This window comes from Leptolyngbya sp. NIES-2104, from assembly GCF_001485215.1.
GTDB lineage: Bacteria > Cyanobacteriota > Cyanobacteriia > Leptolyngbyales > Leptolyngbyaceae > Leptolyngbya.
On record NZ_BBWW01000001.1, the window covers coordinates 5,091,816 to 5,114,583 of the forward strand.

Consider the following 22,768-nt stretch of genomic DNA (forward strand, 5'->3'; position numbering starts at 1 on the left):
CAGCATAAAATTGGCTGAAATGCCCTCTCTAGAAGGGCTTAATAATTTGCGTGTTTCTGCCGAATTCATACCAGAATAAACTCGATCAGTACCGTAAAACGACGATGGTTTTAGACAGTCTCTCTACAGAAAATAGGCTCAACGCTGATATGAACTTTGACCTTGTGGTAGATGATGGCAACTCAATCTTCTTTACGCTCTCGTGGGATGGAACTTCTGGTTTCGTATCACCAAAAACCCTCGGTGAGACTCCGCAATCAATTGGTACAGATGAATGCTGGTTTGGTTCGCAAGATTGCTCATCGGGTGAGTCATCAATGTGCGGAACCTTACGAAGACCTCGAACAAATTGGATACTTAGGACTGATTCGGGCGATCGAGCGGTTTAACCCGAATCAAGGTTGCGCTTTCAGCTCGTTCGCGGTTCCTTATATCCGAGGTGAAATGCTTCACTTCTTGCGCGATCGCGCTGGAACCGTCAAAATTCCCCGTCGCTGGCAGCAACTGAACAAAGAAGGGCAACGAGTCCGCGAACAGCTTACAGAGGCTCTAGGTCGCCAACCCAGCGACGATGAGATTGCAGATGTGTTGAAGGTTTCGGTGAACGAATGGCGTGAAAGCAAACTTGCGGCGAAGAACCGCTTACCGTTGAGCTTAGATGCCACAGTTTGCCAGCAATTAGATTCGCCAATGACTTTAGGTGATACGCTTCCCGATGCGCGATATCAAGCGCTACAAGTGCTAGAAGAAGACCGCCAACAGTTGCAGCGGGCATTGAACCAGCTCGAAGATAAAACACGAGAAGCGATCGAGTATGTCTTCCTACACGATCTGTCGCGCAAGGAAGTTGCAGAACAGATCGGAGTCAGTCCAATGACTGTAACTCGTCGTATTCATCGCGGCATTCAGCAAATGGTTGGACTGCTCCATCCTCAAGTCATGCAGAGCGATCCCTAAGTTCCTAACCAATTTTCCATTCATCTATCAAGTCGCCGAATTGAAATGATCAGTTCGGCGTTTCTTGTTTATCGACCCCCGATCGCAGGTTCTGTCTGAACGATTGGAGTCAGTAACGTTACGCGATCTCTTCTTACCAACATCGCTGCAAATCCTCGATCGCTCAAAATCTGCAAAATCGAATCCGCAACACCACGATCGGTCGTCTGCACTGCTAAGAGATAAGGGCGCTGCTGAAATGAGACCAATCCAATATTGCGATTCAAGACTTGCTGAACCTGAGAAGCCACTTCAGGACGATTGTAATGATTGACGATGACTGCAAAGCCGTCTCCGAGTCGCTGAGGACTGAAGCCTCCGGAGGTCGTGGCAGATTCGACCTGAGAGCGGACAGCTAAGGGTTGAACAGGTCGCGGTTGAACAGATGGCACCTCATCTCTAGCAACCTGACCGCCACCGGGAGGAGTTGCCACAAATGCCCGGAGCCGAACGGTGTCATTGAGATAATTTGCCCAAGACTTCGCGGTATCTGCATCTTGGTAGCCGCCCACTCGTGTCACCGTTTCGCCGAAATAGTTGCAAACCGTCACATCAGCAGTACGAGAGACGACGCTGCGAACCCGCGCTTGAGAATCTGGAGTGCGGGTCACAATCAGCAAGAGGAATTCATTCGATCGAGGAGCCTGACAGTTCGGGAGTTGCGCTTGGGCTGAAGCAATATTCCCAAGGGCAAGGGCGACTCCAGTGAGACCTGTAAAAACCGATTGAAGCGTCGTCTGAGGCATAGAAATTAAGGGGGACTAAGAAACAGCTTCCAAAGACCCCAGCGGGTTCGGAATCGCTTCCGATTGCTGGTACTCTCCGGTGATGACATATTCTAGTCGCAGCTTTAGCCAAGTAATAAATTGTTTGTTGGTCGAGACGATCGCGACACAAGGACGGGGACATTTGGCTTTGATTTCTGCCATTTCGGGTGCTTCAAGGAAAGCAGGTTCTTTGATCACCCAAAAATCGATTTCTCTGCCTTTGTCTTTGTAGTCGCGATACCGTTCTTTTAGAACCTCATCTATCGGTTCTTCTTCCAGCAAAAATTTCTGGCTTGCCAAAACATAGTGATAAGTCGTCATATTGATCAGTCCTTTTTCAAAAAATCCGGAAGGGTTAGAGTTCGCCGCGAATGGCTTGTTTCATTTCTCTCACCGCTCGTTCTAAACCAACGAGAACGGCGCGACTAATGATCGTGTGTCCAATATTCAATTCTTCCATGCCGGGGAGTCGTGCGATCGGTTGAACGTTCCAATAGGTCAATCCGTGTCCGGCATTAATTCGGAGTCCAGCCGCGATCGCAATTTCACACCCCTGCGCCAGAATCTCTAATTCCTTCGCTTGTCCTTCTTCGGAATATGATCCGGCATATTGTCCGGTGTGCAGTTCGATGAATTTTGCACCTGTGGCAGCGGACGCTTCAATTTGTTCAAAATCAGCATCGATAAAGAGACTGACTGGAATTCCTGCACTTTGCAGCGTTCCAACCACTTCAGTCATGCGCTGGAGTTGTCCCGCGATTTCGAGTCCGCCTTCGGTCGTGACTTCCTCGCGTTTTTCAGGAACGAGGGTGACGTAATCGGGTTTGATATCGAGTGCGATCGATACCATTTCATCGGTCGCAGCCATTTCTAGGTTCAAATGAGTGCGAACGGTTTGACGCAGAAGTTGGACATCGTGATCTTGAATGTGACGGCGATCTTCGCGTAAGTGAACGGTGATGCCGTCAGCTCCAGCAAGTTCGGCGAGGACGGCAGCGGCAACGGGATCAGGCTCAACCGTACGGCGAGCTTGGCGGATGGTTGCGATGTGGTCAATGTTGACACCAAGAGTAGGCAAAGTTCGGCTCCCAAAGCTTCAGGCAATTATTTTATCGCGTTCGTTTCAGGTTCTGCGTTTAGCGGATGTTTGAAAAATGGTCGATCGTTGCCACATCCCGCCCTGAAATGAATTTTGGGCTAATCGACGAAAGTCCTTTGAAAAGGACTAAGAAACTGCAACTGGCTCCGAGTCTACTGAAGTAGACTTTCCACCATTAGCCCGAAATTCTATTTCAGGGCGAGACGCAATCGAAGCGAAATGACTTTTTATGCTTTTCAAACACTCTCTTAGATAGAGTGAAGCGCGATCGAGAATCCGTATTCTGAAAAAAGATTGCAATTCTTAATCGAAGAAATTAAGAAACATTTCTAAGATCGTTGAATTTCGTTAAAATTTGCTTAACGAAACGATACAAATACTCACCCATCGAGCCTCGTTATGCTAAATCCTGCCTTTATCCTGCGACGGTTATCGACTGTTCTTGCCGTTTCGATTCTCACGCTTACCTTGGTCGCTGCAACTTCTGGAATTTTGATTGCGTTTTATTACATTCCGACAGCGGGCGGCGCATACGATTCTCTGCAACAGATTGATACAGAAGTTCCTTATGGTTGGCTGGTTCACACCCTACACAATTTGTCGGGCAACTTCGTGATCGTATTGGGTCTTGTGCAAATCGTCGTAATGTTCTTGGGTGAGCGGTTCCGCCGCAGTTGGTTAACGGCTTGGATTAGCGGAATTTTCTTTACGCTGAGCGCGATCGGTCTAAGCTGGACGGCAATGATTCTCAACTGGAATCAACTCGGTTTCTGGCGGCTCAAAATCGAATTGGGCACGATCGAGGCGATTCCCTTCATCGGTGCAACTTTACGCGACATTATCACGGGTGGATCAGTTGGAACGTTGACGGTCGCTCATTTGTACACGCTGCATAGTTATGTGGTTTCGTTAGCGGCACTCGGATTATCGATCGTGCATTTAGGCGCGTTGCTGTTTCAAGAAAAAGAGATGCAGGCAGAAAAAGTTGCGACTCCTGTGGTTAAACCTGTTCCGCAACCAGAAATTGAACAACAGCCTGCACTTGCAACGGATTCGGAAGTACAATCCCCTATCTAGAGGAATTTCAATCGTCCCAGTCTCGGATACGATAATTCTGCATCTTCGTTCCTCAGAGCCTCAACATGCGGCTATCGAGATTTAAATTGAGTGCGGTGTCACCGAAGCAACTCGCAGTTTTTGAGGCGTGCTTAATCGGATTCGTATCAGGATTGGCGGCGGTTGCTCTCAAGCAAGGAGTCGGCTGGCTTGGTCAGTGGCGATTACAAACCGCGACGATTTATCCTGCTTGGATTGTCCTACCGGCGATCGGCATTTTGGCGGGATTGTTGGCAGGGTGGATCATTGAACAATTCGCACCCGAAGCCGCAGGAAGCGGAATTCCTCAAGTCAAAGCGGCTTTGGGTGGCGTTTCGAGTGCTTTGAATGTGAGAGTGGCGATCGCGAAACTCGTCACCACGTTACTCGCACTCGGATCAGGTTTAAATTTAGGACGGCAAGGTCCAACGGTTCAAATCGGAGCCGCGATCGCAGCGCAGTTAAGCGATTGGGTTCCGACTTCTCCGATTCACCGCAGACAATTGATCGCAGCGGGAGCGGCGGCGGGATTAGCGGCGGGATTTAATGCCCCGATCGCTGGTGTTTTATTCGTTGTCGAAGAGCTTTTACAGGATGTCTCAGGGCTGACTCTGGGAACGGCAATCTTGGCATCGTTTGTGGGTGCGGTGGTATCGAGACTTTTAGGAGGAAACGGATTTAACGGCACTCCATACGGAATCGAGGTTATGACGAGCTTCAGTGTCGAATCGATTCCGATCTTTTTGCTGGTGGGAGTGGTATCGGGACTGCTTGGATCGCTGTTTGTTCGGGGAATTCTGTTTAGCTTAAAAGTAAACAGCAAGATCTTGAATTGGAGTTTACCGTTTCGGATTGCGTTTGCAGGGGGACTTTCTGGATTAGCGATCGCGATTCTTCCGGGTGCTCTCCGCGATGGTGCCAGTCTTCAAGAAGTTTGGATTACGGGTGAATGGGGTTGGCGAATTACTGCGGTCATTTTCATCACCAAATTTATTCTGACTCTAGTTGCATTTGGGTCAGGTGCGCCGGGTGGATTGTTTGCGCCTTCGTTGATTTTGGGATCTGCGCTCGGTTATCTCATTAGTTTTGCGGCTCAGAGTATTGAAAATGCTGGAGTTCCGCTCGGTTTGGATCTGAGTGAATCACTGACCACAACCGCAGCACTGACGGGAATGGGAGCATTTTTTAGTGCGGTGACTCGTGGACCAATTACCGCGATCGTCATTGTCTTCGAGATGACCACGGATTTCAATATTGTTCTACCGTTGATGATTGGATCTGTGACCGCTTATTTAGTTGCAGAAAGTACATTTAGTGGGTCGATTTATAAACATTTATTGGAATATCGAGGAATACAACTGCAATCAAATCCAGAAATGGAAACGCGGTTGTCTGGTTTGATTGCGGAAGATTTAATGCAGCGACGAGTCGAAACGTTATCGAGTCAGATTAGTTTAGATGAAGCAATTCAGGCATTTTCTCGATCGCATCATCGCGGCTTTCCCGTGATTGACAATGGAATCTTAGTTGGAATCGTAACAGAAACAGATTTATCTCACATCACTGAACGCTGTTTAGATCACACTCAGCCTTTGAGTGAAATCATGACTCCCAGACCTGTGACTGTGCATCCTAAAGATCCGTTAAGTCAGGTTTTATATTTACTGAATCGCTACAAGATCAGTCGCTTACCTGTGATCGATCGTAGAAAATTAGTCGGCATTATCACCCGCGCTGATATCATTCGAGCCGAATCCGATAAGCTCTCGAACTCGACCCAAATTGGACCGCAACCAGAGCCGTCTTACGTGGTTTATCAAACTCGCGCACCAGAAACCGGAAAAGGTCGGGTATTAGTGCCGATCGCGAATCCTCAAACCGCAGGACGACTCTTACAAATGGCAGCCGCGATCGCACACGATCGAGAATACGAATTGGAATGTTTGCAGGTTATCCCGATCGCCCGTCATCGCAATCCTGCCGAAACCGCCGTTTCAACCACAATCAGCCGCAAACTTCTCAAAAAAGCCGCCCACTTAGGAAAACAATGGGATATTTCCGTTCATACTCAAGTTCGCGTGACTCATGAGATTTCCCAAGCGATTCTCGAAACCATTAAAGAACGTCACATCGACTTGATCATCATGGGCTGGAACGGTGAAACCTCGACACCCGGACGCATTTTTGGCAATGTCGTCGATACGATGATTCGTCAAGCCAGTTGCGATGTCGTCCTCGTGAAATTTGGCGAGGGAACGACCCTCGATCGCTGGCTCATTCCCACCGCAGGCGGTCCCAATTCTCGCCAAGCAATTCAACTGATGCCTGCGATCGCACAATTATCGAATCACCCAGAAATCTGCTTGTGCCAAATCCACCAACCGCAGCGGGACTTACCTGATCCGAATTCGCTCAATCAAGCCATGAAGTATTTGAGTGAAAAGATTGCTTGTCCGGTCGAACTGATGCCCGTTTGCGCGGATTCTGTTTCTGGTGCGGTCATCGATCTCGCTCAAAAAGATCAGTGTGATGTGATTGTGTTAGGGGCGACTCGTGAGGGATTTTTGCAGCAAGCGATTCAAGGCAATATTCCTGAAGCGATCGCTCGCCGCTGTGATTGCACCGTTGTCTTAGTTCGGGGCGCAATTTCGTAACAGTACAAATAAATTAAAAATTTCTGCAATTCCCTCAATTTTTAGCGAATCTTGATAATTTGATGTGGCTTGGAATACATTTTACGATCGCCCGAATTCGTGATAATCCGAGCATCAAACACTTGTTTGCCTCGCTCCCACACCTCACCGTTTTGTTTTAATCACTGCAAAATATGACACAGTATTGGCTTTCTCGACTGCTCCGACAAGCTGGATTTGCAATTGCACTAGGCTCGATCGTGGGAGCTTGCGGAACCGGAAACACCCCAAACCAAACCGCATCTTCTCCAGGAGCAACAGGCGGCAGCGGCGATTTCGTTGTGGGAATGATCTTAGTCGGACCCCGAAACGACGCAGGCTGGAACCAAGCACACTTTGAAGGCATCGAAACCGCAGTCAAAAACGTACCTGGAAGTAAATTAGAATTCGTCGATAAAGTGAACCCTGCTGATCGCCCAAACGTCAAAGGGTCTCAAGTTGCCGATGATCTGATCGCAAAAGGCGCGAAGCTCGTTATTTTCAACTCTGACGACTTTAAAGACGATGCCCTCGAAACTGCGAAAAAGCATCCGTCCGTCAAAGTAATCCACGCTTCCGGTGACTATGCCTGGAAAGAAGGACAGAACTTTAAGAGCCAACCTAACCTGACTAACATCATGGGACGGATGGAGTTCGGCAAAATGATCGCAGGTTGCTCGGCGGCATTAGGCAGTCAAACCGGAAAAATCGGCTATCTTGGACCGCTGATCAATGACGAAACGCGGCGTTACAGTTCTGCTGCATTCCTGGGTGCGAAATATTGCTGGGAGAACTATCGTAAACGCCCTGCTGCTGACTTGAACTTCAAAGTCACCTGGATCGGTTTCTGGTTCAACATTCCAGGCAAAACGCTCGATCCGACAAAGGTTGCAGATGACTACTACAACGGCGGCTTTGATGTAGTCATGAGCGGAATTGATACCCCTGAAGCAGCCGTTCAAGGGAAAAAAGCAGCCGACGCGGGTAAGCCTGTGAAATTCGTTCACTATGATTTGGAAACGGGATGTACGCTTGCACCTAACATCTGTTTAGGTGTGCCGTTCTACCGTTGGTCACTGCCCTACACAGATTCAGTTCAGAAAGCCAGATCGGGCAACTATCCGAGCGAATTTGTCTGGTCTGGTGTAGATTTCCAAAATCTGACTTCACCGCAGAAAGGCATGATCGGCTTCAATTCAGGACAAGCATTGGGCGAGAACAAGAAGTTTCTCGATGAGTTTGTCAAGGGAATGGCAGACGGCAGCATCAATCTCTACAAAGGTCCGATCAAATTCCAAGATGGAACCGATTTTGTCAAAGCGGGAGCAACCGCAACCGATCAGCAAATTTGGTATATGCCGCAGTTATTAGCGGGAATGGAAGGTCCAAGTAAATAGAATGAAAAGTGGTTCGTAGTCGATACGAACCACTTTTTCTTATTGCTATGTGAAAGAAAGTATGCGAATCGAACTTCAAGGGATTACAAAACGCTTTGGACAAGTTCTCGCGAATGACGATATTTCAATGATCGTCGAAGCGGGCAGTATCCACGGATTGTTGGGCGAAAACGGTGCGGGAAAAAGCACGATCGTGAAAGTTCTCAGCGGCTTTATCAGTCGAGATTCCGGTAAGGTTCTCTTCGACGGAAAACCCGCAAACGTGAAAACTCCAGCCGATGCAATGCGATCGGGTGTCGGGATGTTGCACCAAGACCCGCTCGATTTTCCGCCGTTAACTGTGCTCGATAATTTTATGGTTGGTCGTGGCGAAGTCTTGTCTAAAGGGCTGTTCTCAGGCTTAAAGTTCGTGAATCCCGATCGCGCTCGTCAAGAGTTTCGTCGCTTAGCTCAATCGCTGAATTTTTCACTTAATCCGAACAGTCGAGTTTCTGATCTCACAGTCGGTGAGCGTCAACAGCTTGAAATCATTCGTTTACTGTCTCTCGGTGTTAAAACGCTGATTCTCGATGAGCCAACGACTGGAATTTCAGCAGATCAAAAAACCGCATTATTCAATGCAGCGAGACAGCTTGCTTCAGAAGGGAAATCTGTGATCTTCGTGTCGCACAAGTTAGAAGATGTCGAAGAATTGTGCGATCGCGTTACCGTGATGCGTTCTGGAAAAGTCGTCGGAAACGTCGATATTCCCTGTCCTGATTCAGTTTTAATTGATCTGATATTCGGCAAAGAACTTGCTCCACCAATGAAGCCTGTCACCCGACAACCGGAACCGATGTTGCAGTTAAACAATGTGGTCGTGAAAGACGATCGCTTAACTTTAGATCTGGGCGATTTCACAGCATACAAAGGCGAAGTAATCGGGCTTGCAGGACTTGAAGGCAGTGGACAGCAACTTTTATTACTTCTCTGTGCCGGACTGCTCAAACCTCTATCGGGAACAGTAACGATCGCTCAATCCGATATGACTCAGAAGCCATATTCGGACTATCTCAAAGCTGGAATTGGCTACTCTCCAGCCGATCGCTTAAGAGATGGTCTAATCCGAGGACTCACAATTCACGAGCATTTCATCCTCAGAAATCCATCGCAAAAGCTAATGGTTGATTGGAAGGGAAGCCACCAGAAAACCGTGGAAGCGATCGCAACTTTTAACATTCGAGGCAAATCCAATTCACAAGTCGAGCGGCTCTCTGGCGGCAACCAACAACGCACGCAGTTAGCACTATTACCTGTACCGCTGAATTTATTGTTAATGGAACATCCGACGCGTGGACTAGACATTGAATCTACGCTGTGGGTTTGGCAGCAATTGATTGCCCGCTGTCAGACCGGAACTACGATTCTATTCATGTCCTCAGATTTAGACGAAATTATGCAATATAGCGATCGAGTTCTCGTCTTCAGCGGCGGGCAAGTCTCTGCACCGATTGAAGCCGCAAAACTCACCGTCGAAAAGCTCGGACAAATGATCGGCGGACGATTTGTTGAAGCAGAACCCGCAAGCATTTAGGAAAGTATGATGCTCAATCGAACCCTCACTTATCAAGTTGGCGCGATCGTCTTGGCTCTCGTCTTTACGATGATCATCATTTTATTCGCGGGGGCATCCCCGATCGCAGTTTTCACCGAGATTATCTCCGGCGCATTCGGCACACCAGGACAGTTCGCCCGTGTGATTGCTACTCTCGCACCGCTCTTAATTTGTGCTTGCGGTTTGTTATTCACGTTCACCGCAGGACTCTACAACCTGGGCATCGAAGGACAAATCGCTTTTGGTGGAATTGCCGCAACCTTCATGTTGCGATTGACGCAGGACAATTTACCGCCTGCCGTTGCGCTTTTTCTCGCAATTTTGGCAGGTGGAATCGGTGGAATGCTTTGGGGATTGTTTGCAGGCGTTCTAAATATCTATGGACGCATTAATGAAATCTTTGCGGGCTTGGGTTTGAACTTCCTTGCGGACGGAATCGCTTTATATCTTGTATTTGGACCTTGGAAGCGTCCGGGTGTGGCATCAATGAGCGGAACAGAACAGTTTCCCGAATCCCTCTGGTTGCCTACGTTTGGAAATACGGATGCCAGTCCGATCGCGTTATTGCTTGCGCTGATTTCGATCGCGATTACGATCGTCGTTCTCGGCAGAACTCACTTCGGCTTAAAACTCCGAGCCGTCGGGCAAAATCTCCGCGCTTCTTACGTGTTAGGAATTCCCTCAGTTCGCCAACTCTTAAGCGCTTTTGCCATTTGTGGAGCTTTCGCGGGCATTGCTGGAGCGCTTCAAGTCGTCGCTGTTTTTCACCGCTTGATTCCGAATATCTCTAGCGGATTAGGATTTTTAGCGCTACTGGTCACATTACTAGCTGGACTGAATGCTTGGCTGCTGTTACCGATCGCGTTCTTCTTTAGTGCGCTCAACATCGGTAGTTTGCAGCTTCCACTCGATCTGAGCTTGGAATCTTCTCTAGCAGGAGTCATTCAAGGAACGCTAGTCCTGTTCGTGATTCTAGGCAAAGGATTCAGCGAATGGAAGCGAGTGGCAAGATAGCGATCGCTAGAAAGATTTCTGCTTTTAGCGATCACTTCAATCTAAACTACTGGGGTGCTTGAGCCTGTTGCTGTTGGGTTTGCTGAGTCACTTGCATCGACTTCGTCAACTGAGCGACCGCTTGTTCCAGCGACAATCCTGCATCCTGAGCAACCCAACCTCCCTCTGGAGTCTGCTGACGGAACTCAAAGTGCAAGTGCGGACCCGTGGAATTTCCGGTGCTGCCCACTCGACCGATCACCGTACCCTGCTTCACGACATCTCCAGGCTTGACGAAGATTTCCGACAAGTGAGCATAAAGGGTTTGCTGCGATCCGTTCGTGTGTTCAAGCGCGATCGCTAATCCATACCCACCAAAGAAATCCGCCATAATCACGCGACCCGTCAACGCCGCCAGCACCGGAGTTCCCATCGGTGCACCTAAATCAGTTCCGGTATGTAGCCGCTGATCTCCAGTAATCGGATGAATCCGCCATCCAAACACCGAAGTAATCGCACTCGGAATCGACAGCGGGAAGAGCAAGCGCACGTCCCCATTTCCTGGAAGACCCAAGGGGCGAATCGTGCGATTGAAATAATTTTGAACAAACGACGGAGGCACGATCGAAGGCGGTGTCCAACTCGAAGTCGTGGTCTGAGTCGCTTCTGCGGTCACTTCTGGCTGAGTCGGGTTGAACTTCGGACGCATCACTCCAGAAATCGCCTTGGAAACAGTGTTCGCGATTCCAGTCGTTTTAGGCGGAGTGGTCGTGACTTTCGTCGGTGTGGTATTTGAATTGCGCTTCTCAATCACGATCGAGCTAGGTGGCTCATAGTTTGGCGCAGGACTCGCAGCGGGAGAAGGTTGCACCAGCGACGATTCAGAAACTGGAGAAGACTTGGGAATTTCGATCTGAACGGGCGGAGTCGGATCAGGAGTCGCTTTTTCCGGAGTCGCAGGTGCAGATGCTGGAGTTGTAGAAACAACCGCTGCACTAGGAGCAGGTGGAGTTGGCTCAACCGCAACCGGAGAAGGTGAAACAACTGGCGAAGGCGAAACAATCGGGGAAGCTTGTGCCAGCGTCATTCCACTACTAAAAACACCCAAACTACCGAGGCATCCCAACCGTCTGAGTAACTTTGTGCGTCGGGGTCGAATTGGGTTAGGTCGCTGCGTCATAACTGTAGTATCCTCTCTCAGGCTTGCTCGTATTCACTCGTCGATGATGACTCTGACTAAGTTCCGTTCGATCTTCGGGGGATTTCTTTACACTAATTAACCATATTCCAGTGACATAGTACCGGGTTTTCGGTACAAATCCGGGACGAAGACGGGCTTTTTATTGAATTCACATAATTCAATTCCAAGATTTCTATGAATCGATTTCGTTTGCCATGATGCCAAAACTTCGGTCAGTGAAAACACTTTCGTGGAAATTCGCCAGATGAATTGAGAATTCAAGTAGAATCACTGAACTCCAGAAGATTCAAGCCTCGTAATCTCTTGGACAGGATTGAATGACGATCGCAAATCAAATTCACGTAAACTTCACTTTTACCCTGACCTCCGTACACGAATGCTGCAATAAACCGTTACGATAGCAGCTAGTAAATTCGCGGATGCCCCTTATGCACGATTGGCACTGGCAAACCTGGAACGATCTGCCGTACCTCACTTGCAGCCTTCTAGAATCTTGGCGACACGGCTTCTTCACACAGCAGTTTTCGCCTCGATCGCCGTTTGAATTGACCGAAGTGCTCAATCCAAATGCTGACGCATACCGAGTTCATCAAGTGCATGGGAACGTTGTTCTATCACCGTTTGAATTGGAAAATCCTTACGATCGTGAAAATTTCTCTCAAGCCGATGGACTAGTCAGTGGGAAATCTCAGCAAGCGGTTTGGGCGTGTAGTGCCGACTGTACTCCTGCTTTGATTGGCGATGTGAAAACTGGAAATGTGTCCGCTGTTCATGCAGGTTGGCGCGGGACTTCACAAAAAATTGTGCCTGTTGCGATCGCGAAACTTCAATCTCAAGGCAGCCGACTCGAAGATCTCAGAATTGCACTAGGTCCGGCGATTTCTGGTGAGGTTTATCAAGTTTCGCATCAAGTCGCGCTAGAAGTCGGAGCCTCGATCGATCCCAATCCCACGCTCGATCGATTAATGAGTTTGCCAAATTCGCCGATTTTGGAAGATGCGACTCCAGGACGATCGCGCTTAGATGTGCGGCGGGTAATTGCGATTCAACTCGAACAGATGGGAATCACCTCGGAGCAAATTGCGATCGCACCTCATTGCACTTATCAAGATCCAGCGAATTTCTTCTCTTACCGTCGGGCAAAGCTCAAAAAAGTTCAGTGGTCGGGCATTGTTAGCAGATAATCATTCTGTTTCTTGAGAACTCAGGAAAAACTTGTAGTCCAGCAACAAAACACAACCGCATTTTTACAGAAACTTTTCGGTGATTTGGCGACTCTTCATCAGATTTACACCTGTTTTGCCTTGTGAAGCGATTAATGTGAATAGTGATAGGTAATACTCAAACTCGTAAAGCCGCGATCCGGTTCAAAGGTTTCGAGAAATACAAGATTCACCTATCGAAACACGGTTTTCGTCACCCAGATACTCAGAACTTCACCTATGTCTTCACTCGGAAAGTTATTCGTCCCCGCTGCGCTTGCTGCTGGTACAGTCTTCTCAGCTTTCGCCATTCCTCTGTCACTCTATGGCTCACAGCCTTTATCCATTCAGTTCAAAGAAGAGCGCGTTTTTGAAGGACAACTCAGAGATATTGCTAACTCTTATCTAGCACTGGCTGGCATCTTAAGCTTAGGTGCAAGTTTTACGACTTGTGCCGCGATCGCTTGGAAATCCTCCGCTCATCAAGTCAAAGAAGCCGAAGATCAACGCTTCAAAATTGAGCAGCAACTCAAACAAAAAGAAGCTCAACTACAAGAAGCACTCATGTCTGATGCTTATCTTTCGGATTCTGGGCTGAGGTATTTTCTCGATGAAGACGCACCTCTCCATTCACCTACGCCCGTATCGGCTCAACCTGCACTGTCTCCGATGCCGATCGCTTCTAAACCTGCTCCAGTTCCGACTCGGTTACAGACTGCCGCACCGCTTCACGCTGCTCAACCCTTTTTAGGATTTGCTCGTCCCGTCGCTCAACCGATTCCGATGAGCAATTCCGCTGTTGAGGGAGATGCGATCGCGAAAATGCAGCACCTCCAAACCCAGCTACAGCAAATCATGTCTGAGATTGAAACGATTCAATCAACTCTCCGCGTTGAACCTCCCTCGAATACAACCCAGACCACGCCGCTCAACCATCTTGCACAACGGTTCCAAGCCCTCGATCCAACTTGGACAGTACAAAGATAATCTCAGAGCGCAACTCGGTTATTTCCTAGGTTGCGCCCTGATAGGCTTATCTCATCCATGCTTGGGTGGGCAACTCAGCGTCGGTCTGTGATTTCGTCTCTTTCGTTTGATTGATCGATTGAACTGCGACTTTTACAACCGTTTGAGCAGGTTTTTCCGAAGCGATAATGTTTCCTCTGGGTAGCTCGATCGATAAAACCTGCTCGGCTTGTAGATAGCTTCTTCCATCCGCTGTGAACTGGATGCTAGTTCCCTGATTTCCCGTAGCAGTGGACTGTGATTGAATCCCGATCGAATTCTCTGTTGGTTCAGTCACCGCTAAGAATCGGACTTGTTTCTCCGGTTCAGATTTGAGATTCAGCGCTTTAGCAGTCTTTTGCCAAGCTTCTAATTTGTCTTGCTGCAAAAGATTGAGCGAGGTTTGCCATTTTCCTTGTTCGACCTTGACTTCTGTTTGCGCCAGAATCGAATAGGACTGCCCAGATTGAGAATTGGGCTGCAAATTTCGGATTGCTTGAATGGTCAATCGAGTTTGATTTGGCAAATTGCTACGACCTGTGACTTGGTAAATACCCGGATCACGAGTGGATTCAACCTGCATCGAAAGTTCGGTTTTAGCAGTTTGGCTGTAGAAGGGAATGGCAGTACAGCCTGTACAAAAGACCAGAACTGCAATCAGTGTGCTACTGGCACAGAGTCGAAGAATTTTTTGGAAGCCTTTCATCGTGAATTCTCGTAAGGGATACGGTGAACGATCGCAAAGTGGGTCGCTCACATTAGTCATTCCCTGACCAGCGAAAGCGGTTCACACCTGAATCCAGCGAGCTAGTTTCACGGCTGACATAAATAGATGTATCGTTTTTTACTAGTCAGGCTAAAAATATTAGTAGCCGAAAGATGAAGATTCAATTCGGGTTTTTGCGGGAACTCTAGGCACGATGATTGATTTCGGTCACAGCATCCGGGGTCAATTCCTGAGAAGCCTAATACTCTAGTAAAATTCACTGCCTCTAACTCAGTAATATTACTAACTTAGGTTCTATCTACTTTGTTCCTGGCACTTCAAGAGTGTCTATCGAGCCATAACAGTGTGATATGTCAGATATAACCCGGTTTGCCAAATTCAGTTCTCTTCTATCCTGTGTAGTGACCTCAGCGATCGCGGCTTTATTTGCAGGTCTGAATACGGGAAAACCCGCACAAGCGAATCCCTCAGACCAGAGCGCTGCAACTAAAATCGCTGCGGTGTCTCAACCGAACCTGCCTATTGAGCGATCGCAGCCCATGATTCAATCGGAAGCTGACCTCATCCAGCAGCTATCTGGGCAGGCAACATCCGTAAAACCCGTTACTTCTCAAACTCCGAGCTTTGCGCCACCGACAGCAGCATCACCGATCGTGCTTCCATCTACTCAAGGTATTGAGCGATCTCCGTTAGTTGCATCTACTCTATCGGCAACGGATGTCAAAGTTGGAACTATTCCTGTTCAGCAGCGCTTTACGGCTCCGGTTTCTACGATCAGAGGTCTTCGTCCCGACGCGATGAAAGAATCATCCAGTTTTGAAGCTGCACCGACCGAAATCGCGCTCAATGCCTCTCACAGTAAATCGGATCTGATGGCTCAATCCGGTCGTAATGCAGATTCACTCACTCGCGATCGCCCCTTTCTCCGCAGTACCGCGCTTACTCCGCCAAATCTTACTTTTCAGGGTGTTTACTTATATCAAGGCGATCAGACTTCAGCGCGGGCGAGATTATTTGGTGTCTATCCGCTCACTCCAAATGCACTAGTGGGTGCAACGCTTGATCTGACAACAGGTAGAGCTTTCACGGATACTCCAGACAATGGCTTCAATATCACGGAACTTTACTTCGCAACCTCGCCGCGTGACCTTCCGAATTTGCGATTTGTCGTCGGTCAGATTGATTTGACCTCGTACTTCGATCGCAATAGTTTCGCTAAAGATGGAGCAAGTCAGTTTTTTAATGCCGTTTTCCAGACCAACCCTGCTCTAAGCGCGACCGGAATTGCTTCACGACCAGGCGCATTGGTGAATTTCAGCCTCACTGACAACATTGAAGCAAAAGCAGCGGTGTTCTCATCTTCAAGAGGATTGGGTGATTTTGCTCTTGATGGATTTGCAGGTGAATTAGGGATTCGTTACGGCAACTTGATTGTCCGTGGAACCTATGCAACCGATCGCGATTCTGGCTCGGATAGCGGCTTCCAGGAGGTCTTTCAAGTCAGTCGAGGTGAAGGACAAACCGGATTACTTCGAGGCGATCGAGAACAAGCTTATGGCGTGAACGCTGAGTTATTCATCCCCAGCTTAAGAATGGGACTCTTCGGACGCTATGGACGCTATAACAATCTCGATTTAGGCGAAGGCGGGGACACATTCAGCGCTGGCATCACCTTCTTAGATTTGCTTACACGCGACGATCGCTTAGGGCTTGCCTACGGTCGTGCACTATCCAATGACCAACTTCGGAGGCAAAGTGGTATCGACAATCCCGATGTCTTGGAATTGTTCTACGACTTCCGGTTATTGCCCAATCTGCGGGTTGGTTTCTCGATTCAAGAGCGCAATAACTTCTCCGAAACGATCGCGGGCGTTCGCGTGAAAACAGAATTCGATGTGACCCCCAGAAGCAGACAGACCCAGTGATTTCTCTCGATCCCATGAACACTCGCAAACACCCGGCTAACATGGTTCGCATAAAGCAACAGTTCACCCTCTCTCTGTGTCTCGGCTGGCTTCTCGTCGGGACTCCGCTGCTTACCGTTGCAGAGATGCAATCTGCGATCGCTCAATCTCAAACGATTCCTGCTGATGTACGGGAAGCTTATACGCTCCTTGGTAAAGGTTGGGTCGATGATGCGATCGCAGCATTCAGGCAATCGATTCAACGGTATCCAGACTCGATCGAGGCAAAGTTAGGACTGGCGATTTCTTTTCGTCGAGCAGGGCGCGATGGTGATGCCTGGCAAGCTTACCAACGGGTACTACAGCAAGATCCGAACAATCCATTAGCGCTGAAAACGATCGGTATCTTGGCTGGCTTTAAACCAGAGTGGCAAAAACAGGGGATTGAAGCACTCACAACGCTACTAAAGCTCAATAGCACAGACTCAGAAGCTCGTGCCCAACGCGCTTTATTGTATGGCTATCAAGGGCGGTTTTCTGAAGCTTTAGCAGACTACGAGATTGTTTTGCAAGCGAATCCAACACCAGAAGTGCTGTTAGGAGCCGCGCAAATTTACACGTATGCGGGTGATTCACAGAAAGGTCTAGAACTGTTTGAACGCTACCGATCGCGAACGAATACACCTATCACTGGAAATGCTGCGATCGCTTACGCTCGTGCTTTACGTACATTGGGAAATTCTACTCAAGCGATCGCACTTCTAGAAGGACAACTTCCAAGACAAATCAACGCTTTTGGGATTCAAGTACGATCAGAACTGTCGCAAGCTTACTTAGCAAATCGCCAATCTACGCAAGCCTTAGCAGTCCTTGATCCATTACGCGATCGCCCTGATTCTCGTCTACCTCTAGCCCGCGCTTTGAATGAATTAGGTAGACAAGAGAATCGCCCCGAACTGGTTGCACAAGCTGGATCGCTCTACCGTCAAGTGCTCAATGAAACTGCAAATCCTTCTCCAGTTCTGCTACGAGAAATTGCAGATGTTCTAAGCGGAATTCCAAAAGAGCGTAAAACAGCCCTGCAACTTTATCGTCAACTAGCTCAACAACAACCTGAGAATCAAACATTAATCATTCAGAAACTCGCTCTAGAAGCTCAACTCGGAACGCTAACAGAGAGTGAAATCCGTCAGCAACTCAGACCAATTCTGCAATCAATCCCGAATGAGCCAGCACAACAATTCGCGATCGCTCAAGCATTAGTTCGTCTAGAACCCGATCCCGAATTCCTCCCTGTCTATGAACGATTGATTCGGAGTGGAGTGAACGAACCATTCTTAAATTTCCGTCTTGCTCAGCTTCTCATCGAACAGAACGAATTCGAGGCAGCAAAAGAAGCTTTAGCTCGATATCAATCAACTTCGGTAGGTTCACGCGATCGCGCTTCTGAATTATTACTCGCAGAACTCGATCGCAAACAAGGCAACCTTGAATCTGCTGCAAAACGCTATGAAGCTCTAATTTCTGATGATGTGAGTGCTGATTTGAAATCGGGTGCAATTCGTTCTTTAGCCGGACTGAGACTCGCCCAAAATCGATTTGATGATGCACTGAAATTGTACGATCGCTTAATCGCTGACAATCCTGAAGATCTACAGCTTCTACTCGGTCGTGCCGCAGTCGCTTATCAAGCTAAAAAAATCTCTGAAAGCGAAGCCGAAATGGTACTCGCTCGATTCCTGCAATCGCGACCATCCGAAACTCCGTCAGAACTCTACACGCTCGTTGGCATTCTACCGAGCGATTCAAGTCGTGAGCCATTGTACAACGCACTGATTGAAGCTGACCCAACTAATGTTCCTGTCCAAGTTCGCTTGATTCAACTCCTCGCAAGCCGCGATCCGAGACAGGCTAGAGCACAAGCAAACCGACTCATGGCAAGAATTCGTCAAACCTCAACGGACGATCGCTCAAACGTCTCGCTGCTTTTCCTCAAAGCCCAACTCGAACAGACCCTTGGAAACTCCGATCGCGCCGAAGATGCGTATCAAGCCATCTTGAAAGTACAGCCAGAAAATCTAGATGCCCTTTCTGGTCTGGGTGGTGTGCGATTCCAGCAGCGTCAGTTTTCCTCTGCTTCTAGTCTATATTCTCAAATTCTAGAGCTTGATCCAGACAATCGAATTGCACTGCGATCGCTTGCTGAACTCTCAGCCGCTCAAGGTCAACCGCTCGCTGCATTAGATCAATTTGAACAACTCAAGATTCAACAAGTAGAGCAAGGAACATCAGACCCCGAACTAGAGCAACGTATCCAGAAAGTTCAAGAAGGAATGTTGCAACAACGCGGGTTTCAACCTCCTTGGGAGCGCTATTAACTTTGGTGGTGATCAATATGTTGCGCTTGCTTGTACCACTGACAATTGCTGGATGTATTGGACTCGGAGGATTAGTTTCCTGTGCGGCTCCACCTCAACGCTCGACTTTTGTAGCAAGTGTTGAGACAGCCGATCACAGTTCATTACTAGCTGAAAGTTGGACAGCTTATCGCAAGCGGTTCATTCAAGCCGATGGGCGCGTGATCGATTGGGAAGCAAATGGACGATCGACTTCCGAAGGTCAAGCCTATGCAATGTTACGAGCGGTCATGGTAAATGATCCTGAAACATTCGCGATCGCGCTTCGATGGGCAGAAACGAACTTACAGCGACGAGACAAAGCCAACCAGCCGATTGATTCTCTGTGGTCATGGAAATGGGGACAGAATGCGAATGGTAGCTGGGGCATTCTTGATGCAAATGTTGCTAGTGATGCTGATATTGATGCGATTACTGCGTTAATTTTGGCATCGAGACGGTGGCAGCGTCCCGATTATCTCAAGCTTGCGCGTACCAAGTTAAAAGATCTGTGGACACACGCGACCATCACATTGCCCGTCGATGGAAAACGGTATTTACTGCCGGGAGCGATCGCGCTTTTTCAACGAAACGAGAAGCTCAAAGCGAATCCATCGTACCTTGCCCCTTATGCCTTTCGCCTCTTTGCCCAAGTGGATTCAGAGCGCGATTGGCTCAGTCTCGTAGACAGTAGCTATCAGATGTTAGAGCAATCCTCGAAAGTCTCACCTGTGGACTTACCGAGCGATTGGATTGCCGTTGATCCAAACACCGGAGCGTATACCGCGCTTGATTCAGGCAGTCCACTGATTACCCAATATGGATTCGATGCCAGCCGAGTTTGGTGGCGGGTGGCGCTTGATGCCGCTTGGTTTGGAGAACCGAGAGCCAAAGCCTATCTCCAGGCAAATCTTGGTTATCTCAAACAGATGTGGCAACGCGATCGCAAAATTCCCGCCAAGCTCGATTTGCAAGGTCGTCCGCTCGTGGACTATGAAGCCACCTCACAATACGGAATGTTGTACGCTGCTTTCCGCGTGATCGATCCTGCGATCGCACAGGAAATTCTCACTCAAAAGCTATTGCCCTCCTACCGAAATGGATTCTGGGATAACGATTCCGCTTACTACTCTCAGAATCTCGCCTGGTTTGGTCTGCTCCCTCCAAACCATCTAGCAACTTACCTCACTGAACCTACTCAAGCCGCAAACGTATCCCTTCCATGAATAAACGGTTTTCAGATCAATCTTCTCATCCACGTCGAGGCTCTAAAACAATGCTGACACGTACTTTAGTCTTATGTTGTGCTGGATTAGTAACCGGACTCGCGATCGTGCTGCTTCATGCCCAACACCCGATCGCAGTTTCCGCTCAAGGCATTCAAAAGCAAGAAGATCAGCTCATTCGAGACTTCAAGCTACCGAGCACTCCTGCCGAAGCGCCGATTTACCGCCCACAAGCGCCAGTGTATCAGCCAGAACCTGAACCAGCAACCGTCGAAGCAGTGAGCGAACCGAGTGTCGCTCCCGTTGAACCTGTTGCCTCAGAAGCACCCACACCGCAACCTGAGAAGAAAGCTGAGATATCCAAACCTCAGAACGCTGCACCTATGAGTCAGTATGTTCTGCAATTTAATCGGAGTCCAGCGATCGGAAACCGTTTCCGCCTACAAGGAACATACGCAGAAGCGCGCATCGGCTTCACCCGCCCGAAAAATTGGAATGTGAAATCTGCTAAAGCAGTGATTCGATTCCAGCATTCTCCAGCAATCATCTCCGACAAATCTAATCTGATTGTTCGGGTGAATGATACGAGCATTGGCAGTGTTCCGATGAACCTGAAAAATGCTCAGATTGGAGAAGCGATCGTCAATATTCCAGCAAATCTTGTTCAGGACTATAACGAGATTACGATCGTGGCTCAGCAGACGAATTCTGCAACCTGCGCGAATCCGGACGATAAAGTGCTGTGGTCAGAAGTGCTGCCTGATTCAAAAGTAATTCTTGACTATCAACCCCAGTCACTGGCTCTTGATTTCAGCCGCTACCCGTTCCCGTTCTTTGACAATCTTGGGTTAGATACGCCTCGTCTAAACTATCTTTTGCCTGCTCAAATTAATGAGGCTTGGTTAACGGCAACCAGTCGTTTTCACACGCATTTCGGACGGTTGGCTGACTTTCGATCGCTCGAAACCAGCCTGGTAAAAGATACGAAAAAATTCGAGTGGAACGATCGCTTAGTCATCATTGGAACGCCTCAAGATCAGCCAACACTCAAATCGCTGAAGTTACCTCTGAACATTGCGAACAATCAAATCTTGGATGGTAGCAAAAATGCACTTCCTGAGAATGTTGGTGTGCTGATGCTGACAACTCTAAACAATGGCAATGTTCCAGTGATTGTTGCTTCTGGAAACGGAGCGGAAGGCGTTGCAAAAGCGGTTCAGTTTCTAGTTCAACCGAACAGCAGTCAGATTGGCTCTGGACAAGTGGTTTTAGTGCGTGATGTGGCTGAAGTTGCGTCACCCAATTCACGTAGTTGGGAGCGCTATCTTCCACTTCAAGACTCATTCCAACTCAGCGCTTTGAAGGGATTGGACAACAAACCTTTCAAAGATGTGACTGTACGTGGAACTTCTGCACCTCCTGTACAGTTTCAATTCCGATCGATGCCTGACGATCGAATGCTGCGGGGCAGCTCAATGAATTTGAAATACAGCTATAGCGCTCAGGTCAATTCTCGGAAATCATCGGTTTCTGTCCGAATTGATGGGGTCACGATCGGGAGCAAAAAACTGACTTCAGAAAATGGCGGAAACAATGAATTGCTTAACGTTGATCTGCCACCGAACCTAATTAAGTCGGATTCTGTGATTGATGTCGCTTTCGATTTGTATCCAAGAGAAACCGTCAAATGTGGTCAAGTCGGTGATCAACAGCTTTGGGGAACGGTTCACAGCACAACTGATTTCAACTTGAAGCGTGAGAATTCAGTTGAACTACCAGATCTGAAGCTTTTGACGACAGGTTATCCATTTGCTGCACCTCAAGACTTGTCAAAGACCGCGATCGTCGTTCCTGATTCTCCGACTGAAGCAGATGTGATGACCGTTCTGAAGTTCAGCGAACGGATGGGACGACTCAGCCAAGCTAACTCAGTCAAACTTGATGTATTTACGGCATCGAATTTACCTGAAACTGTGAAGAACGATCGTCATTTGGTTGCAATTGGAGTGCGCGATCGTTTTCCAATCAAAGAAATGCTCGAAGCGAATTCTGGATTCCGCATCATGGACGCTTTCGCACGGGAATCCGGCAAAGATCAGATTCATGCTTTACCGGATCAAGGTGGCGTGATCAAGAGTATGCTGTCACCTTGGAACCGCGATCGCACTATGGTTGCTTTGACTGCTCAAACCGACTCAGGACTTAAACAGGTGCAAGATGTTCTGAGCAATGATCTTTGGTTCTATCAACTGAAAGAAGACACCGCACTGATTAGCACCAATCAAGTGAATCCATCACCCTATGATTCCAATGCTTATCAGATGCAGTTTCTCAATCAATCAGAGCGGCGGCGAATTGAAAATACGACTGCTCTGAGCAAAGCGAGACAGCTCTTGCAAGAACAGTGGTATCTTCTTCCGATCGGCATTATTGCAAGTTCCCTCTTGTTGTACGGAATTGCTCAGATCCTCCTCAAGCGCGTTGCAGGGTAAAT

17 protein-coding genes are annotated in these 22,768 nt (G+C 48.3%); 12 read left to right on the plus strand and 5 right to left on the minus strand.

Annotated features, from left to right (window positions below; genetic code table 11):
- Positions 1-171: 171 nt before the first annotated feature.
- Positions 172-957 (plus strand): RNA polymerase sigma factor SigF, encoded by a 786-nt coding sequence (locus NIES2104_RS24445; protein ID WP_263971034.1) that lies wholly within the window; start codon positions 172-174, stop codon positions 955-957.
- Positions 958-1,025: 68 nt separating this feature from the next.
- Here the strand turns inward: NIES2104_RS24445 and NIES2104_RS24450 are convergent, their stop codons facing one another.
- From NIES2104_RS24450 to NIES2104_RS24460, 3 genes are read right to left on the minus strand one after another with little or no spacing between them, the layout of a single operon-like run.
- Positions 1,026-1,742: a hypothetical protein gene (locus tag NIES2104_RS24450; RefSeq protein WP_059000834.1), complete on the minus strand. Its 717-nt coding sequence runs from the start codon at positions 1,740-1,742 to the stop codon at positions 1,026-1,028.
- Between the two features lie 15 nt (positions 1,743-1,757).
- On the minus strand, positions 1,758-2,084 hold the full coding sequence (locus NIES2104_RS24455; protein WP_059000835.1) for an MgPME-cyclase complex family protein: 327 nt from the start codon (positions 2,082-2,084) through the stop codon (positions 1,758-1,760).
- A 34-nt stretch (positions 2,085-2,118) separates the two neighbouring features.
- A complete protein-coding gene (locus tag NIES2104_RS24460; protein WP_059000836.1) occupies positions 2,119-2,841 on the minus strand; it encodes a pyridoxine 5'-phosphate synthase in 723 nt (240 codons plus the stop codon).
- A 420-nt stretch (positions 2,842-3,261) separates the two neighbouring features.
- Between NIES2104_RS24460 and NIES2104_RS24465 the strand changes: the two genes are divergently transcribed.
- The 5 genes from NIES2104_RS24465 to NIES2104_RS24485 all read left to right on the plus strand — a co-directional run bounded on the left by NIES2104_RS24465 (position 3,262) and on the right by NIES2104_RS24485 (position 10,634).
- Positions 3,262-3,939, plus strand: coding sequence for a cytochrome b N-terminal domain-containing protein (locus NIES2104_RS24465; protein ID WP_059000837.1), 678 nt, complete (start codon positions 3,262-3,264; stop codon positions 3,937-3,939).
- A gap of 65 nt (positions 3,940-4,004) precedes the next feature.
- The gene (locus NIES2104_RS24470) at positions 4,005-6,611 is read left to right on the plus strand and encodes a chloride channel protein (protein WP_059000838.1); all 2,607 of its coding nucleotides are present in this window, start codon (positions 4,005-4,007) and stop codon (positions 6,609-6,611) included.
- Positions 6,612-6,784: 173 nt separating this feature from the next.
- Positions 6,785-8,026: a BMP family protein gene (locus tag NIES2104_RS24475; RefSeq protein WP_059000839.1), complete on the plus strand. Its 1,242-nt coding sequence runs from the start codon at positions 6,785-6,787 to the stop codon at positions 8,024-8,026.
- A 61-nt stretch (positions 8,027-8,087) separates the two neighbouring features.
- The gene (locus NIES2104_RS24480) at positions 8,088-9,599 is read left to right on the plus strand and encodes an ABC transporter ATP-binding protein (RefSeq protein WP_059000840.1); all 1,512 of its coding nucleotides are present in this window, start codon (positions 8,088-8,090) and stop codon (positions 9,597-9,599) included.
- Positions 9,600-9,608: 9 nt separating this feature from the next.
- Complete coding sequence (locus NIES2104_RS24485) at positions 9,609-10,634, plus strand: ABC transporter permease (RefSeq protein WP_059002056.1); 1,026 nt, start codon at positions 9,609-9,611, stop codon at positions 10,632-10,634.
- 46 nt (positions 10,635-10,680) lie between these two features.
- On the opposite strand, the gene NIES2104_RS31005 is transcribed toward NIES2104_RS24485, so the two are convergent.
- Positions 10,681-11,793: a M23 family metallopeptidase gene (locus NIES2104_RS31005; protein WP_072218127.1), complete on the minus strand. Its 1,113-nt coding sequence runs from the start codon at positions 11,791-11,793 to the stop codon at positions 10,681-10,683.
- Between the two features lie 449 nt (positions 11,794-12,242).
- Between NIES2104_RS31005 and pgeF the strand changes: the two genes are divergently transcribed.
- Positions 12,243-12,998, plus strand: coding sequence for a peptidoglycan editing factor PgeF (gene pgeF / locus NIES2104_RS24495; RefSeq protein ID WP_059000841.1), 756 nt, complete (start codon positions 12,243-12,245; stop codon positions 12,996-12,998).
- 258 nt (positions 12,999-13,256) lie between these two features.
- Complete coding sequence (locus tag NIES2104_RS24500) at positions 13,257-14,003, plus strand: hypothetical protein (protein WP_059000842.1); 747 nt, start codon at positions 13,257-13,259, stop codon at positions 14,001-14,003.
- Between the two features lie 46 nt (positions 14,004-14,049).
- Here the strand turns inward: NIES2104_RS24500 and NIES2104_RS24505 are convergent, their stop codons facing one another.
- Positions 14,050-14,778, minus strand: a complete 729-nt coding sequence (locus NIES2104_RS24505) for a hypothetical protein (protein ID WP_156427035.1) — start codon at positions 14,776-14,778, stop codon at positions 14,050-14,052.
- A gap of 320 nt (positions 14,779-15,098) precedes the next feature.
- Between NIES2104_RS24505 and NIES2104_RS24510 the strand changes: the two genes are divergently transcribed.
- Genes NIES2104_RS24510 through NIES2104_RS24525 form a run of 4 tightly spaced genes read left to right on the plus strand, consistent with a single transcriptional unit; the run spans position 15,099 to position 22,766 of the window.
- Positions 15,099-16,673 (plus strand): carbohydrate porin, encoded by a 1,575-nt coding sequence (locus NIES2104_RS24510; RefSeq protein ID WP_156427036.1) that lies wholly within the window; start codon positions 15,099-15,101, stop codon positions 16,671-16,673.
- 41 nt (positions 16,674-16,714) lie between these two features.
- Positions 16,715-19,030: a tetratricopeptide repeat protein gene (locus tag NIES2104_RS24515; RefSeq protein ID WP_059000845.1), complete on the plus strand. Its 2,316-nt coding sequence runs from the start codon at positions 16,715-16,717 to the stop codon at positions 19,028-19,030.
- A gap of 17 nt (positions 19,031-19,047) precedes the next feature.
- Positions 19,048-20,274 carry a glycosyl hydrolase family 8 gene (locus tag NIES2104_RS24520; protein ID WP_059000846.1) on the plus strand — a complete coding sequence of 409 codons (1,227 nt, stop codon included), beginning with the start codon at positions 19,048-19,050 and terminating at the stop codon, positions 20,272-20,274.
- Between the two features lie 50 nt (positions 20,275-20,324).
- A complete protein-coding gene (locus NIES2104_RS24525; protein WP_225895283.1) occupies positions 20,325-22,766 on the plus strand; it encodes a cellulose biosynthesis cyclic di-GMP-binding regulatory protein BcsB in 2,442 nt (813 codons plus the stop codon).
- Positions 22,767-22,768: the final 2 nt, after the last annotated feature.